The sequence below is a fragment of the Arcanobacterium sp. (ex Cirak et al. 2026) genome (assembly GCF_053585065.1).
The window spans coordinates 31,606-46,981 of the sequence record NZ_JBQJCE010000002.1; the positions used below are offsets into that span (position 1 = coordinate 31,606).

At 54.3% G+C, this 15,376-nt stretch carries 14 protein-coding genes, 1 tRNA gene and 3 pseudogenes; 8 read left to right on the forward strand and 10 right to left on the reverse strand.

Annotated elements, in window-relative coordinates:
* Positions 1–12: 12 nt before the first annotated feature.
* The 7 genes and pseudogenes from ACTOVJ_RS01360 (at position 13) to ACTOVJ_RS01390 (ending at position 5,273) form a co-directional block, all read left to right on the forward strand.
* Positions 13–2,655 (forward strand): DEAD/DEAH box helicase family protein, encoded by a 2,643-nt coding sequence (locus ACTOVJ_RS01360; RefSeq protein WP_449503955.1) that lies wholly within the window; start codon positions 13–15, stop codon positions 2,653–2,655.
* A gap of 94 nt (positions 2,656–2,749) precedes the next feature.
* Positions 2,750–3,606, forward strand: a pseudogene (locus ACTOVJ_RS01365) (HamA C-terminal domain-containing protein).
* Positions 3,599–3,793, forward strand: coding sequence for a hypothetical protein (locus ACTOVJ_RS01370; RefSeq protein ID WP_449503954.1), 195 nt, complete (start codon positions 3,599–3,601; stop codon positions 3,791–3,793). The pseudogene ACTOVJ_RS01365 and the gene ACTOVJ_RS01370 overlap by 8 nt, the downstream one beginning before the upstream one ends.
* A gap of 103 nt (positions 3,794–3,896) precedes the next feature.
* Complete coding sequence (locus ACTOVJ_RS01375) at positions 3,897–4,448, forward strand: IS1/IS1595 family N-terminal zinc-binding domain-containing protein (protein ID WP_449503953.1); 552 nt, start codon at positions 3,897–3,899, stop codon at positions 4,446–4,448.
* Positions 4,390–4,860, forward strand: coding sequence for a hypothetical protein (locus tag ACTOVJ_RS01380; protein WP_449504617.1), 471 nt, complete (start codon positions 4,390–4,392; stop codon positions 4,858–4,860). Before ACTOVJ_RS01375 ends, ACTOVJ_RS01380 begins: the two co-directional genes overlap by 59 nt.
* A gap of 12 nt (positions 4,861–4,872) precedes the next feature.
* Complete coding sequence (locus ACTOVJ_RS01385; RefSeq protein WP_449501043.1) at positions 4,873–5,064, forward strand: hypothetical protein; 192 nt, start codon at positions 4,873–4,875, stop codon at positions 5,062–5,064.
* Positions 5,065–5,111: 47 nt separating this feature from the next.
* Entirely contained in the window at positions 5,112–5,273 is a 162-nt protein-coding gene (locus ACTOVJ_RS01390; protein WP_449501044.1) for a hypothetical protein, read from the forward strand.
* Between the two features lie 137 nt (positions 5,274–5,410).
* Here the strand turns inward: ACTOVJ_RS01390 and ACTOVJ_RS01395 are convergent.
* From ACTOVJ_RS01395 to ACTOVJ_RS01425, 7 genes and pseudogenes are all read right to left on the reverse strand, one after another.
* A pseudogene (locus tag ACTOVJ_RS01395) lies at positions 5,411–6,495 on the reverse strand (IS1249 family transposase).
* Between the two features lie 363 nt (positions 6,496–6,858).
* A tRNA-Ala gene (locus tag ACTOVJ_RS01400) sits at positions 6,859–6,934 on the reverse strand.
* Positions 6,935–7,008: 74 nt separating this feature from the next.
* Positions 7,009–7,659, reverse strand: a complete 651-nt coding sequence (locus tag ACTOVJ_RS01405; RefSeq protein ID WP_449503952.1) for a histidine phosphatase family protein — start codon at positions 7,657–7,659, stop codon at positions 7,009–7,011.
* Positions 7,656–8,102, reverse strand: coding sequence for a ribosome silencing factor (rsfS, locus tag ACTOVJ_RS01410; RefSeq protein ID WP_449503951.1), 447 nt, complete (start codon positions 8,100–8,102; stop codon positions 7,656–7,658). Before rsfS ends, ACTOVJ_RS01405 begins: the two co-directional genes overlap by 4 nt.
* 26 nt (positions 8,103–8,128) lie before the next feature.
* Positions 8,129–8,935 (reverse strand): hypothetical protein, encoded by an 807-nt coding sequence (locus tag ACTOVJ_RS01415; RefSeq protein ID WP_449503950.1) that lies wholly within the window; start codon positions 8,933–8,935, stop codon positions 8,129–8,131.
* Entirely contained in the window at positions 8,932–9,675 is a 744-nt protein-coding gene (gene nadD / locus ACTOVJ_RS01420) for a nicotinate-nucleotide adenylyltransferase (protein ID WP_449501049.1), read from the reverse strand. Before nadD ends, ACTOVJ_RS01415 begins: the two co-directional genes overlap by 4 nt.
* Positions 9,665–10,960, reverse strand: a pseudogene (locus ACTOVJ_RS01425) (glutamate-5-semialdehyde dehydrogenase); the annotation flags it as partial. The pseudogene ACTOVJ_RS01425 and the gene nadD, both read right to left, overlap by 11 nt.
* Positions 10,961–11,106: 146 nt before the next feature.
* Here ACTOVJ_RS01425 and trxA point away from each other — a divergent pair.
* Entirely contained in the window at positions 11,107–11,478 is a 372-nt protein-coding gene (gene trxA / locus ACTOVJ_RS01430) for a thioredoxin (protein WP_449504604.1), read from the forward strand.
* A gap of 51 nt (positions 11,479–11,529) precedes the next feature.
* Here trxA and ACTOVJ_RS01435 read toward each other — a convergent pair whose 3' ends face one another.
* From ACTOVJ_RS01435 to obgE, 3 genes are all read right to left on the reverse strand, one after another.
* Positions 11,530–12,495 carry a hypothetical protein gene (locus tag ACTOVJ_RS01435; protein ID WP_449501051.1) on the reverse strand — a complete coding sequence of 322 codons (966 nt, stop codon included), beginning with the start codon at positions 12,493–12,495 and terminating at the stop codon, positions 11,530–11,532.
* A 202-nt stretch (positions 12,496–12,697) separates the two neighbouring features.
* Entirely contained in the window at positions 12,698–13,792 is a 1,095-nt protein-coding gene (proB, locus tag ACTOVJ_RS01440; protein WP_449503949.1) for a glutamate 5-kinase, read from the reverse strand.
* Entirely contained in the window at positions 13,789–15,312 is a 1,524-nt protein-coding gene (gene obgE, locus ACTOVJ_RS01445; RefSeq protein ID WP_449503291.1) for a GTPase ObgE, read from the reverse strand. The genes proB and obgE overlap by 4 nt, the downstream gene beginning before the upstream one ends.
* Between the last annotated feature and the right edge of the window lie 64 nt (positions 15,313–15,376).

A 15,376-nucleotide genomic window follows, 5' to 3' on the forward strand; every position in this document is an offset into this window, starting at 1 on the left:
GGAGTGTTGGTTATGGAGTTGAAGAAGTATCAAAACCGGGTGATCGCCGATCTGGAGGATTTCCTGACGCAGGTTAACGAGCAGCCCACGTTGAGCGATGCTTTTAAGGTGTTTTGGGAGTCTCGCCAGATTGAAGTTGGCACCCCGCAGATGCAGGGCTACCAGAATGTGATCGATGGTGTTCCGCACGTGTGTTACAAGGTCCCAACTGGTGGTGGGAAGACGTTTTTGGCGTGTGCGTCGGTGAAGCCGATTTTTGAGGCTTTGCCGCCGACGCGGAAACAGGCTGTGGTGTGGCTGGTGCCCTCAGATTCGATTTTGACGCAGACGTTGGCGGCGTTGAAGAATCCCTCGCACCCGTATCGGCAGAAGTTGAATACTGATTTCGGTGGCCGGGTTGAGGTGTATTCGAAGGAAGAGTTGCTTGCGGGGCAGAATTTCAGCCCGTCGACGGTGGCTGAGCAGTTGTCGGTGATGGTGCTCTCGTATGACTCGTTCCGCTCACGGACAAAGGATGGGCGTAAGGCATACCAAGCTAATGGGAATCTCGCGTCGTTTGCGACTGCGTTTGGTGCCCCGGAGCAGCCGATCGAGAACGCGGATGAGACGGCTTTGTTCCAGGTGGTTAACCAGTTGAATCCCGTCGTGATCGTGGATGAGTCGCATCACGCGACGAGCACGTTGAGCCAGGAAATGCTCACGAATTTCAACCCTGCATTCATTCTTGATTTGACTGCGACCCCGAAGCGGCAAGCGAACGTGATCTCGTATGTGGATGCGCTCTCGCTCAAGAACGAGAGCATGGTTAAACTTCCCGTCATCGCATATAACAGAGCGTCGCAAAAGGATGTTGTTACGGATGCGATCGATCTTCGCCGTTCTCTAGAGCTCGCTGCTACACAGCAGTATGAGAATGGTGGCGCTTATATTCGCCCGATCGTGTTGTTTCAGGCTCAGCCGAAGACGAGTGAGGATGCGACTTCGTTTGAGCGGTTGCGTGACAAGCTCGTTAAGGCTGGTATTCCTGCCGAGCAGATCGCGATCAAGACCGCCGAAGTGAACGAGCTCAAAGGCGTAGACCTGCTGAGCGAGGAATGCCCGATCAGGTTCGTCATCACCGTGAACGCGTTGAAGGAAGGTTGGGATTGTCCCTTCGCCTACATTTTGGCGTCCTTGGCGAACAAGACCAGCCAGGTTGATGTTGAACAGATCCTTGGCCGTGTTCTGCGCCAACCCCATGCCAGGAAGCAGCCGAACACGTTGTTGAACATGAGTTACGTGTTGACCTCCTCGAACGATTTCGGCGCCACTCTCAATCAGATCGTTGCCGGGCTCAACAGTGCCGGATTCTCCAAGCGTGACTTCCGTGCAGCCAATCAAGTTGCTTTCGACTTCACTGGCGCTAACCAGTCCAACAAACCCGCCCCAACGTCGTCAGACTCAGTGGAAGGTGCGGATGTTGAAGAGTTCCTGGAGTTCGATGAAGAACAGGTTGCAGCTGATCTAGATGCGCGAGAAGAAGCCGCTAGTTCACCAGAGCCTTCGCCGGATCCGACGGTTGCTTCGATGATCGAGCAGGCCGCTCAGCAGGGTACGGACTATGAGCAGGAGGCCGAAGAAGCCGCCCAGATGGGTGAGGGCTTCGTGCCTTCGGATTTGGAGAATGCTGTGGACACGAGCTTCGTCAACCCCGAATTCGCTGACGAGATCGAAACCCTTCGCCTTCCTCAATTCGTCATCCAAGAACCCGGATCAGCATTGTTCCCGACCGCTCATGAGGGATACAACGAGCTCAAGCACGAGGCACTAGCCGGTGACTTCGACTTGGCTACGAAAGACATCGATATCGACTTGTCGACGGCAGATGAGCAGATGTATAAGATCGACGTGCGAAAAGACTCCGAGGTTCCTAAAGCCTTCCGGATGTCGAGCACCGACCAGAAATTCATGCGCGAACACTTCTCCAAGCTCACTGTCGAGGGGCAAAAACGTAACACAGCTGAAGCGATCTATGATCGGATCAAACCGATCAATTCGATCACTGACTCTGACCTGCGGGCATACATCGTGCGGATGGTTGAGGCCTTCGGCACTGAGCAGCTGCTGACCTATCAAGAACACCCGCATGCGGTAGCAAGCAAGGTCAAACAGAAAATTGACGGCCTTTTAGAAGCGCACAAAGTCAAAAGATTCTATGAGGATATCGAGACCCGACGCGTTGATGTTCAACAACTCTATGCGTTCCCGAAAGCGATCCAGCCCATTCATGCCTCCTCCCTGATTGGTGGCTCCCTGTATGAGGCCGAAGACAAGATGAACGGCTTTGAGCTCGAACTCGCTGGTCGCTTCTCCGGAATGGATAACGTTCGCTGGTGGCACCGCGTCATTGAACGCAAGGGCTTTTGCCTCAACGGTCCGTTCAACCACTACCCAGATTTCGTCGTGATGACCACCATCGGCACCATCGTGGTCGTCGAGACCAAGGGCGAGCATTTGAAGAACGACGATTCCAACCGCAAGATCAGGCTCGGGCGGGCGTGGGCGAACATGTCTGGCAATGGCTACCGCTACTACATGGTCTTCGAAGACGGAGTCACTCCACCGGACGGGGCGGTCACTTTGTCGGAGCTCGTGCGTATCCTCGAAAAGCTGTAGGCGGGAAGGACACCTCTTGGGAGAAGACGAGATGGCACAGGCGACAATCATGCCAACGCTGCGCGGTGACACGTTCGCGTCCACGTTCACCGAGATGGCGCATTCGAACACGTTAGGTCTTCGAAACGACGAACAGTTACACCTGTTCCATCTGTCTGTCCAAAACAACCGTTTCGACCACACAGCCCTCGTCAAGTTCCTCAAACGCAACGTTGGACGCTACGTCTTCTCCCACGCCGAATACGAAGGCTACAAACAGCGAGACGATCTCGAAGAAGTTGCTCTCGACGCGGTAAACCTAATGCGTTCACAACAAGACGGCATGGGGCTGGGCGAAATCTTGCTCTACGTCCTGCTCGAACAAATCCTCGAAGCGCCCAAAGTGATGAGCAAGATCGAGCTCAACCAAGCCAAGGCCAGATCCACAGCCGCTGCGACGCCATCCACCTACTCACACCAGACGGTCAGCGAACCACCAGCAGCATCGTGTTTGGAACCTCCAGCGTGATTGGCAACATTGGGGATGCCATCACTGCAGCATTCGACCGTGTTGTAGATATCGAGCAGAATCGTTCAGACGAGGTTCAGCTCGCTGAGAATACCGTGTTCACCAAGACCCTCGACGCAGCGACCGCAGGATACGTCAAGGATCTGCTGATCCCGAAGCCGGGTGGGGCACCCGTGTTCGATACTGCCTATTCGATGTTTCTGGGTTACGACATCGGTTTAGATCCAAAGAACTATGGCAACCAGCAGTATCGGTCTGCGCTCGATCAGAAAATGCAGGGCGATATCACAGCACACGCCCAAATGATCGCCAATGAGATCAACACACGAAACCTCGATAATTACTCCTTCTACATCTACGTTTTGCCCCTCAATGAAGTAAACGTTGACGCGGTCGCAATCATGGATGGGCTCGTGGGCGGGCCAGGTGGTAGCCATGTCTGACAAGCAAGTAACAGTCGGCGAGCTCGTATTTGCCGACATTGACTCCAACGAATTCCTCAAACAGCTGTACGCCAACCTGCTCCACAACTACGGACTACACCGGCTTGGGTTGACGCAGCGTCACCCATACGACGTGGAGCTTGAAGCAGCGCTGCGATTCGGGGTAATGTTCAAAGATCGTTGCTAAAGATCGGGTTTTTCGTTGGTATCGCAGGTCAAAACAGGGATTATTAACGGTGGGCGTGTTAAAGGTTTTGAATCGTTGATACTAAGCGCGTTATGTGCATTGAGTGAAAACCCGCAGTACGCGCGCCGCCAAATGCCCCATCTGTGACCAGCCAATGAAGAAAAACGGCAAAAATCCTTCAGGAACCCAGCGCTGGTATTGCACCCAGTGTCGCTATAGTTCCACTCGCAAGCGAGTAGTAGATCACCGCCCCTCACAGTTCAAGGAATTCCTTGACTACGTTACCGACACCCAGCCATTACGGCTCGCTACCGGTGTTTCACGGTCAACCTGGCAACGTGATCACGGCTGGTGCTGGCAGACCCGCCCGATCTGGTCTGTCACGGGGGAGGTCTATGACCAGGTCTTTATCGATGGGATCTATATCGGCTACGGCTGGTGTGTACTGACGGCCTCGACCATCATCAACAAGAAAACGAAAGTGATTGCCTATCAGCTATGTCAGCGGGAAAACAAACCCCCTACAGTGCCTTACTGGCACGTATCCCACCCCGGTCATCGTCACCACGGACGAGGGCCGAGGAGCACTCGCCGCGATCAAAGCTTGCTGGCCAGATACCCGTATCCAGCGCTGTGTGGTTCACGTCCAACATAGCATCCGCACTGTAACGACGACCCGCCCCAAGATCGACCAGCACAAAGCCCTCTACAACCTCGCCCTCAACCTCACCCGCGTCACGAGCATCGATCAGGCCATCGCATGGCAGAAGCCCTTGGCCGCGTTCCATGGCTTGTATGACACCTGGCTGGGTGAGAAAACCTACCGACATGCGGTCACGGCCGCCCAGGTCCGCCAATTCGCGAGAAATAACAAAACATGGTGGTACACCCACCACGACACCCGCCGGATCGTCCGTACTCTTAACCGCTATGTCAAGGACGGCGTCCTGTTCACGTTCCTCGCCTCGAACCTGCCCGTCACCAGGCCGCTATCATCGACAACCAATAGTCTCGAAGGAGGGGTTAACTCCCCGCTGAAGGCCTATGTGAAAGCACACCGTGGATAGTCCGAGCCCCACATGCTCACCGCCCTCGACTACTACCTCTACACCCGCAGCCCCGAACCTCAGCCACTGACCGAGTTCATCAACAACCGTGTCCAACCACAGGTGTCGCAAAAACACGCCCCCGATCCAGACCCTATCGAGATCGACACCAACATCGACACCCAACAACCCTGGCAAGACGGACTCCACACCCAAAAAGGCTGAGCCGGCCACTCAAACTAAACACGACACACCACCATTAGCAACGATTTTTGATTATTAACCCAGAATTTGACTACATCGTCGTCGTTGAACAGCGCGACGAATACGCTTTGCTGGTCACTGCCTACTACGCCGAGCAGGAGCATCGCCGTAGAAAGCTCAGGCGCGAGCATGACAGTTTTTGGCAAAAGCAAGAGCCGCCCACTGAGTGAACGGCTCCAGATACTCCTTCAACACCTGGTTGATGAGCTGACACCAGTCTAACACCGAACCCAAGATTCTAGTTAACAAATACGGCAACTGTGGCTTATAGGACAAAATGTGTTGCTGGGGTTTAGTAGGTTTCGTTCTATTGGACGCTGCGGTGTAGGTCGGTCCAGTTGATGCCGGTGCCCCATTGGTTGATCTGTGTTTGGGCTTGATGCAGTGAAGTGCCTGGACTGTACAATGCACGGATTTGATCCTCGGTAACAGCTCGTCCCATAGCTTGTGTCGGGGTTCTAGGGAACTACGTATACTGCTGGCACCACCATGCAACCACCTTGACCTGGTGATCTAGACTCATCCCGCGATGACACCGCAACATTTCCCGCAGCTGGGAATTGATTACTCCTTCGATGACGTTTGAGGTAGCAGGGATAGGATCACTCTCGATTCGAAGGCTGGGATCTCGATAGGTGAACAAGGCGCCCTTCTTAGCCAAAGTATTGAGTGAATCTCGAGCCTCAATGAGCTGGCGGTGAGTATCGACGATCTTCCCGTTTGGTCGGCGGGTTTTTCAGCAAGGAAGTCCTTGTAGCGGTGATTCCACCCAGTAAGATCGACCAACCAAGCGATGGACTCTTCCCAGGTGGCGATATGTAACAGTGCGTGAGCAAGCCCGTAAAGCTCAACACCACCCTGAGTGCCAGAGCGCGTTATTGCCTTGCGTTTAACAGCACTAAACGCATGAAAAGTGCACCGTTATACGTGTGGTTGGCAATGTGCTAGCAACGCCAGAAGCAATCCCACCACCACCGTCACATACCAGCACGCCAGGTGGGCGCTATTCGTTCAAACAGAGCTTGCCATCCAGCGCGAGTTTCTCCACGTGTGACCCACCAGCCCAACACATGCGTTTTGGATGTAGCAATCAATACAACGAGTTGACGGCCAAGATAGATCCCGTCAGCAAACACCACATGGTCAACCTCATCGACGAGCTCGTTTACTGGCCATAACTGCCACAATGGCTCGAATCTCCGCCGCGCTGTACGTCCCTGACCAGGCATGTTCGCCTCAGTAGTTTTCCCGGTAATAAAGTCCAACAATCGAGCAAAATCCCGCGCTGTCGTATCCTTTGAACGGGTTTGCGTTGATGAGCAGGGTTTACAGCGAAACCTTTGCCGGCCAGCAAAAGTTTTACCATGCCTGATCATCAGGGGCGGAACAGATTACACATCAAGGATTTCCCATCCCTCAATTCAAACCGACTCCAAACCCGACTTTCCCGCACCAGCACACCCAAAATTCGCGATAAAAACAACACGAAAAGTCCAACCAAAAACTCGAATCAGAACAACTTTTTCAAACACAATCCAGACCAGAAAACCAGAAAACCCCAAATCCAGCAACACGAACTGCCCTATAGACCTCAACAAAGCACCCAAAACCGGCTCGAACCCCCGCTTCCACGCCCTCTCCACACCACACCAGAAACACAACAAACCCCTCGAATTCCTTGTTCTACTAGGTAAAACTCGGAACCCGAGGGGTTCGCGCTGCGCTCACACTTTTATATCCAAAGCAGAGTACAAATGGTGGAGCATAGGGGATTCGAACCCCTGACCTCTTCCATGCCATGGAAGCGCGCTACCAACTGCGCCAATGCCCCGTAAGACTCGACTAATACTACGCGAGTATCTTCAATTTCGCTAATTCACATCTCCCCTACCAGCGTGAAACACGTCACGCCACGTTTGGGTTCATCCCAACATGGTCTGCGTGCGCATCCATCCGGTTATATGCAGCCAGTCTCCAGCTTCCTGGAGTACGTCCAGCTTTGAGCACCGCCCAGTGACAGTTATCAAGCACAACGAGCGGGTAAAAGCTTGAAGGGCATCCCCCAAAGAGACTTACGATCCCACACGAAATAATTCCACCATGCGCCACCGCAAGAAGTGTTGATCCGTCAGGCGCATTGTACGCATGTTCCTGGATCGCCGTTGCAAAACGTGCACCAGCATCGTCGCGCGTCTCAACACCAACCCCTTCCGGATCGGCTCCGGTACGCCACGTCTCCCACTCCTGCGGCCACTGTTCGCGGATCTCTTCAGATGTTAAGCCTTCCCACATGCCGTAGCCACGCTCGCGCAAACGCCAGTCGATCACTGGGACCACGCCGATTCGCCGCGCCACAGCGTCGGCAGTAGCCCGTGCACGGCTGAGGTCGGATACCACGATGTGATCAATTCCGAGGGTCACCAGCTCAGTAGCTGCGCGTTCAGCCTGCGCGATCCCGGCAGCATTCAGCGCAATATCGCTCGCGCCTTGGATACGACGAAGTTTGTTGAAATCAGTTTGCCCGTGACGCCACAAGATGAGCGTCGACGCACTCACTGATCATCCCCCGCAGATTCCTCACCTTCCCAGCGGTAGAACTCCATCAGCGAGGTACGCTCAGGCTCTCGCTCAACAGTGACATCCTCGGGAAGTTCAATTTTCGGACAATCGGCCCAGAGTTTTTCAAGCGCGTAGAACTCCCGATCTTCATCCTGCTGGACGTGAATCATTACGGCACCGAAATCGATAAGAACCCAATGGGCCTCACCTTCCATACCTTCACGGCGCACGCGCTTGTGGCCTGCCTTATGCATTTCCTCTTCGATGGAATCGACGAGAGAGCGCACCTGGCGCTCAGATGATCCAGAAACCACCACGAAGGCATCCGTGAGCACCAAGCGCTCTGATACGTCGATCGCGACGATCGAGGTAGCTTTCATATCCGATGCTGCACGTGCGGCAACAATCGCCATGTCAATAGATTCAGGTGTAGCGCTCACAAATGTCCTTTCGCGCAAAAATAAAATTAGAGAAGAAGGGCGGTTGTTGCAGGCTCGTACACGCCTGCAGAGAAGAAGGTCTGGTTCACCCAGGTACCAATAAGGTAGCCCACCAGAACACCGATGATAATGATCAGAATCCATCCCAAAACAGAACGGAATGTGGAAGGCTCGTCGTCTTCTTCGTCGTCAAAGTCAACGTAACCGGATTCTCCGCGGACAGCCGCAACCTTTTCAGTTGCATGAACATCCTGATCAATCTCATCTGACTGCGCTTGCGATTTGAGGATACCCGGTTCCTCGTCGGCACCAATTGTCACGCTATCGCGTGATGTCATCGCAGTCAGTCGCTGGTGGAGGGACGGTTCGTCATCGTCGACGCTGTCATCCTCTTCCTGCTTTTTTTCAAATCGATCGAAGACGGATTTACGTTCCGGGCTCTCAGCGGGCATTTCTTCTGAAACGGCTTGCTGAATGCCTTCGTCGACGACGGCGGGTGACTCCTCGGTTGCCGGTTCGGCCAGCACCTCTTCGGCTAGCTTCTCATCTTCAACCACTGCATGGGAGCCAGAAACATTCATCTTGTGTTCAGCCGTATCGTGCTCAGGCGCCTCTTGTGCTTCTTTCGCTGCGCGTGCCTGTTCAATGGCGCGCTGTGCTTCAAGTGCTGCCGTGCGAGCTTCTTCGCGTTCACGCATACGTATTTCTTTACGCGACATCCGCCCCAGACGCAGTTCAGCAGTTTCTGTCAGAGGCACGGCATTCGCCGGACGCGTCGTGAGCTTTCCTTGCTCCTTCAACATGCGCCGGGTCAATCGCGGTTCGTCACTCATTTTTTCTCCTTCCCAGGATCGGCATTTGGCTCGTAATCACCAACGACCGACGCAAGGGCAGTCGTATTCGCTTCCTCTGGTCTATACAAATGATACTTGCTGATGTACCGAACTACCCCATCAGGCATCAGATACCACACCGGAACACCGCTTGCGACGCGGTTTCTGACTCCCGTGGATGAAATTGCCATCGCAGGAATCTCAAGGACAGACACTCCACCTTCAGGCAGCGCCGAGGTGTCAAGAACATGCCCTGGACGGTTCACGCCAACGAAATGCGCGAGGTTCCACAATTCGTCTTGGTCTTTCCATCGAAGAATTTGCGGTAATACATCGGCACCAGTAATGAAGAACATTTCTGCATCTGGATACACTTTTCGCAGATCGCGAAGCGTGTCAATCGTGTAAGTCGTCCCACCACGATCAATGTCGACTCGCGACACAGAAAAACGCGGATTTGGCGCTGTTGCAATGACTGTCATCAAGTAACGATGCTCGGCGAAAGTCACTCGCTTGCCTTTTTTAAATGGTTGCTCCGCAGTGGGAACGAACACCACTTCGTCGAGATCAAAATAGTGTTGTACTTCCGAGGCAGCCACCAAATGTCCATTGTGGATGGGGTCGAATGTACCGCCCATAATGCCGATTCGCCGACGTCGGTGCTCGGTTTGATTATAGAGCTGGCTTTCACGATCGCGAACTTCGCCCGACGACGGATCGATCCAGGTGTTATCGGACATGACCATCACCTTGCAAAATCCATGTGGTGGTGGTCAGCGCCTCAAGTCCCATCGGTCCACGCGCGTGAAGTTTTTGAGTCGAAATCCCGATCTCAGCTCCCAAACCGAACTCCCCACCGTCAGTGAAACGCGTTGAAGCGTTCACGGTCACGACCGCGCAATCCATCGATTCGACAAAATGCCGGATCGTCGAATAATTTTCCGACACAATCGCTTCTGTGTGCCCTGAGGTATAGGTCAGGATGTGGTCAATGGCCTCGTCAACGTTGTCGACCACCTTCACCGCAAGCTCCAATGCAAGGTATTCTGTGGCCCAGTCTTCGTCAGTTGCGGCGAGAATATCTGCCGACGTTGGCGCGTACGCACTCGTGGCGCTGTCGCCGTGGAGCACAACGCCAGCCTCACTCAAGCGTTCCAACATCTGCGGGAGGAACTCATCGGCAATATCTCGGTGAACAAGCAGTGTTTCAGCAGCATTACAGACCCCGACACGTTGCGTCTTGGCGTTCATGACAATGGCAGTTGCTTTTTCAATGTCTGCTGCAGCATCGACGTAGACATGAACGTTCCCTACACCGGTTTCGATAACGGGCACCGTAGCCTCACGAATCACCGTTTGAATTAACCCGGCTCCCCCACGCGGAATGACCAGGTCAACAAGCCCGCGCGCACGCATCAGAGCAACAGCTCCTTCGCGTCCAAATTCATCGACACTCGCCACTAAGTCTGGCGAGAAGCCCTGGCTGGCAATCGCTTCACGGATGACCTTGACAATGGCACGATTCGACTGCTCCGCAGCATGGCCTCCGCGCAGAATCGCAGCATTTCCAGATTTCAGTGCGAGCACGGCAGCATCGACAGTGACATTCGGGCGCGACTCGTAGATCATGCCCACCACCCCCATCGGTACGCGCTTTTCAATGAGGTTCATTCCGTTATCAAGTGTCGAGCCACGGACAACTTTCCCTACTGGATCGGGGAGGGCGACGACGTCACGAACCGAGGATACAATCGTGCGCATACGTGCATCGTCAAGCAAGAGTCGGTCAAGAAGGCCAGACGAGGTGCCTGCTGCGCGTCCAGACTCAAGATCACCGGCATTTGCCGCAATAATCGCTGTTGAATTCTCCTCAAGCGCATCAGCAATTGCATTGAGCGCAGCATTCTTGCGCTCTGTGCCTGCGCGCCGCAGCTGGCGCGCAGCTCGCTTTGCGCGAGAGGCGATCTCATTGACGCCTTCACGTGCTGCATCATTGACCTGCTGATCCATTTGTCCCCCTTGTGGACGATACGTGCATCACAATAATCGTTCTCCAAAGTGCCATAATATATGGCAACACCTGAAAGTATGAGTTTAGTCCAATGAGATCGGGAATAAATTTTCACCGAAGTCGTTGGCACTGGTGTAACAAACCAAAGAAAGGCTTTCTCATGGCAACAATCGAAGTTACCTCCGCAAACCTCAACGACACCATCGGTAATGGCATCGCCGTCTTGGATTTCTGGGCTGCATGGTGTGGCCCGTGCCGCCAGTTCGGCCCCACGTTCGAGGCTGCTTCTGAGAAACACCCAGATATCACCTTCGGCAAGGTGGATGTTGATGCCCAAACTGAAATTGCTCAAAACTACGGCGTGATGTCGATTCCGACGCTCTTCATCTACCGTGACGGCGTGCAGCTCTACCGCGGTGCGGGCGCCCTTCCAGCCTCGCAGCTTGAGGATCTCATTGAGCAGGCAAAGAACCTGAACATGGATGAGGTCAAGAAGGCTGCTCAGCCGCAGAACTCCGGTTACGAAGACTGAGTCAATTTTCTCGTGGGAGTGACATACAACTGTCACTCCCACGATTCACGTCTATTCACTGTGGTGAGGATGAGCCTCACGCCACGTGCGTGTGCGTGCGCGAATGAGAGGTAGCACCCCTTTGAGAATCGATGACTGATCGGATGGTAGCGAACACGGCATAAACCATACGCCGTCAGCTGCGCCCATACCGACCCATGCTTCAACGGCGTCGGCAACATCGTAAACAGTCCCTAGCACACGCATACGACCGCCGAAAAGTTTCCCCACATGAATCGATCCCACTAAATCAGCACGGTCACGCGCGGCAGCCTCAGTTGCCGAAATCACGACACCAACTTGCGCATAGACATGGATTTCTTTGCCAAGTTTCTCTGCTGCACGCTTCAACGCGAAACGAGCTTTGCGTGCCACAAGCAAATCAGGGCAACGCAGTTCAATCGCATCTGCGTACGGAGCAATAATGTCCGCCCGCTGTGGCACAAGCTCGGCCTCCGAAATAATCACAAGCAATTTGACCCCTGCTTCTCGAGCCTTCGCAGCCACGCGCGTGAGCCCAAGGAAATCCGAGCTATCATTCAGATGGAAGATCAGCCCTGCCCACCCATCGTTTTGACGGGCGACGAGGTCGATCGCCTGATTCATGAGCTTGGGGACACCAGGAACTTCCACGAGAATTCCGCCCATGGAGTGCGGGGCAAGCCGAGCAGCGGCACGAGCACCATCGAGCAGGGCTTCACGTGGATCAATATCCGCCCGCAAAAGGAAACGAGAATCAATGGATACGAAATCCATTCCTCCCCCCTGAGCCGCGCGCAATGCACTTCCCAGACGTTGCCAGTTGACTTGAAGAGGGCCGAGTTCATGACGGAAAGCAGGATCAACATCTCCCGCAGCTCCCAAAGCTCCAAGCTCGAGGCCAAAGTAGGCAGAGCGCACGTGGTCGCGAACAAGCAGCTTTGGATCAATCTCGAATGTTTCCAGAGCCCTCGTTGAGGCAGTCAATTCTAGCGTCATCGTTATTCCTACCTGGGTTTTCCGAATGGTGCTGAGAAAAATGTACCGCAAATACGGCAAAATTTTTATTCAACACCTGGAATATTTATTCAAAACACTTTTACGACATAAGCAATTTTGAATATTGTCTGGATTGTACTAGGTAAACCTCAGGAAAGGAAAACAGGCAACCTCGGCGTGTGCGATCAGTAACAGCGATCCTTCAACGTCGAACGAGGTCATCTGCATGGACAACTGGCCGCGGTGCACGACCCCCCATATCAAGGAAGCGTCGAATATCCACCGACGAGTAGCCCGACAGCCCACGCGCCACCTCACCACCGCGTGAATCAAGCACCCGCACGAGAGCACCACGAGAGAAAGTACCCCGCACGTCTGTGACACCCACACACAACAGCGATACACCGCCAGCGCGCACGACATCAGCAGCGCCATCGTCGACAACAATTGAGCCACGTACCTGCGCCACATTCTTCAGCCACAGATCACGCGCACTCTGACGACGGCCTTGCGGGACAAACCACGTGCCAACTTCACCCCCAGCGAGTCCTCCAGCAAGATTGTGAGTCGATGTCACCAACGCACCAACTCCCCCGGAGACAGCGATCTTGGCCGCTTCGACTTTCGTCTGCATTCCACCTGTTCCGACATCGGAGCCCTTGCCCGTAATTGTGAGTGCCTTGACCTGATCCATCGATGTCACTTCGGAAATCAGACGTGCGCCGGGCTCCGATGGCGGCGCGGTATACAGGCCGTCCACGTCAGTACACAAAATCAGGGCAGTCGCATCGACAAGGTGCGCCGTCAATGCAGCAAGACGGTCATTGTCTCCAAAACGCAGCTCTCCTGTAACCACAGCATCGTTTTCATTGACAATCGGAATGACACCGTGATGGAGCAAACGCTTGAGCGCCCCCTGCGCATTGGCGTAATGTGTGCGGTTCAACACATCTTCTGGGGTAAGAAGAACCTGAGCAATGGTGATCCCGTAACGCCCGAATTCACGGGTATACGCAGCTAACAGACGCACCTGCCCAACCATCGAAGCTGCCTGCTGGTCACGAAGCATCTTGGGACGCGAGTTGAAGCCCAAAGGTGCAAGCCCTGCCGCAACAGCGCCTGAGGAAACTAAGACCACTTCCTGCCCACGTGCGTGAGCCGCACCGACAACGTCGACAAGTGACGATAGCGCCGGCTCGTTGAGCGCCCCATCTCTGGTGAGCGACGATGAACCAACCTTAATAACTAGACGTTTCGCTTGTCCAAGAAGAGCACGGTTGGCAAGAAGAGTTTTCACTGTTCCTCCGGGTCGGTCCATATTCCGCGTCGGCGCTCGTCACGGAGCTCTTGGCGTGCAGCTTCTTTCGCGTCCATGTTCTCGTGGAATGCAGCTTTACGCTCAGCGTGGGTTGGACGGTGACGCTCGTACAAGCGATCGTCGGTGCCACGCGGCGACAACAATTCAGCACCGGTAGAAACCAATGGCTCGAAATCGAAGACAAAGCCGTCTTCTGCAGCACCAATAACCACAGAATCTCCGGCGTGGGCACCTTTCTTCAGCAGCTGCTTTTCAATGCCGAGCGTATTGAGACGATCAGCGAGGTAGCCCACAGCCTCATCGTTGGCGAAATCGGTTTGACGAACCCAACGCTCTGGTTTGTAGCCACGCACTTCCCACAGAGGTTCACCCATGTATTCGAGACGTCGGATCGTGAACGCATTAGATTCACGAGGCGCGAGAGGCCGGATCACTGGACGCGCTACAGATTCCGCCGGCGCCATATATTGGCGCATCTTGTCGACGAGTTCAGCGAGGGCATACTTCAGTTCTTTCAGACCATCACGTGAGACAGCAGAGACAATGTACACCGGGACATTCCGCTTTTCGATTTCATCCTTGACGAATTCCGCCAGTTCGCGAGCTTCAGGAACGTCTGCCTTATTGAGAACAACCACACGCGGGCGCTTCATTAACGGAACAACACCATCCATCGGCGGCACGTCTTTGGCATAAGCACTGAGTTCCGCCTCGATAGTGTCCAGGTCACTGAGTGGATCACGTCCAGGCTCCAACGTCGCACAATCGAGGACATGGACGATTGCTGAACACCGCTCGATATGCCGCAAGAATTCATGTCCAAGCCCTTTACCTTCCGAGGCACCTGGAATCAGACCTGGCACATCAGCCATCGTGAAACGTGAGGCTCCGGCGTCGACAACTCCGAGATTGGGAACCAAGGTTGTGAACGGGTAATCGGCAATCTTCGGACGCGCTGCACTCATCGCAGCGATCAACGATGACTTTCCCGCTGAGGGAAAACCAACGAGCGCAACGTCGGCAACAGACTTGAGTTCGAGGCGGACATCTTTCTTCTCACCTTCCTCTCCCAGCAGCGCAAAACCCGGTGCACGACGTTTTGGAGAAGCCAGGGCAGCGTTGCCAAGACCGCCAAAGCCACCAAGGGCAGCAATATAGCGATCACCGTCACGTGAGAGATCAGCCAGCACTGAGCCATCCATGTCTTTGACAACAGTGCCCACTGGCACCTTCAGGATGAGGTCGTCACCGCGTTTACCATGACGAAGATCGCCGGCACCCGGCGCACCGTTAGGCGCAACCTGGTGAGGATTACGTTGGAGTGTCAGCAGAGATGTCTCGTTGCGATCAGCAAGAAGAACGATATCTCCGCCGTGACCACCGTTTGCGCCGTCTGGCCCGCCGAGCGGTTTAAATTTCTCTCGACGTACGGAAGCAACACCGTTACCTCCCTTGCCGGCTAAAAGGTGCAAAGTAACGCGATCAATAAAATCTGGCATGTATACAAGTGTATGCGAGAGGAGCTCTGGACGAAATGAGACACCAGCAACGGAGAGTAAGCTC

Coding starts and splice junctions, on each gene's coding strand:
- ACTOVJ_RS01360 (WP_449503955.1), top strand. CDS start 13: ATGGAGTTGAAGAAGTATCAAAACCGGGTGATCGCCGATCTGGAGGAT.
- ACTOVJ_RS01370 (WP_449503954.1), top strand. CDS start 3,599: ATGTCTGACAAGCAAGTAACAGTCGGCGAGCTCGTATTTGCCGACATT.
- ACTOVJ_RS01385 (WP_449501043.1), top strand. CDS start 4,873: ATGCTCACCGCCCTCGACTACTACCTCTACACCCGCAGCCCCGAACCT.
- ACTOVJ_RS01415 (WP_449503950.1), bottom strand. CDS start 8,935: ATGAGTGACGAACCGCGATTGACCCGGCGCATGTTGAAGGAGCAAGGA.
- nadD (WP_449501049.1), bottom strand. CDS start 9,675: ATGTCCGATAACACCTGGATCGATCCGTCGTCGGGCGAAGTTCGCGAT.
- trxA (WP_449504604.1), top strand. CDS start 11,107: ATGGCAACAATCGAAGTTACCTCCGCAAACCTCAACGACACCATCGGT.
- ACTOVJ_RS01435 (WP_449501051.1), bottom strand. CDS start 12,495: ATGACGCTAGAATTGACTGCCTCAACGAGGGCTCTGGAAACATTCGAG.
- obgE (WP_449503291.1), bottom strand. CDS start 15,312: ATGCCAGATTTTATTGATCGCGTTACTTTGCACCTTTTAGCCGGCAAG.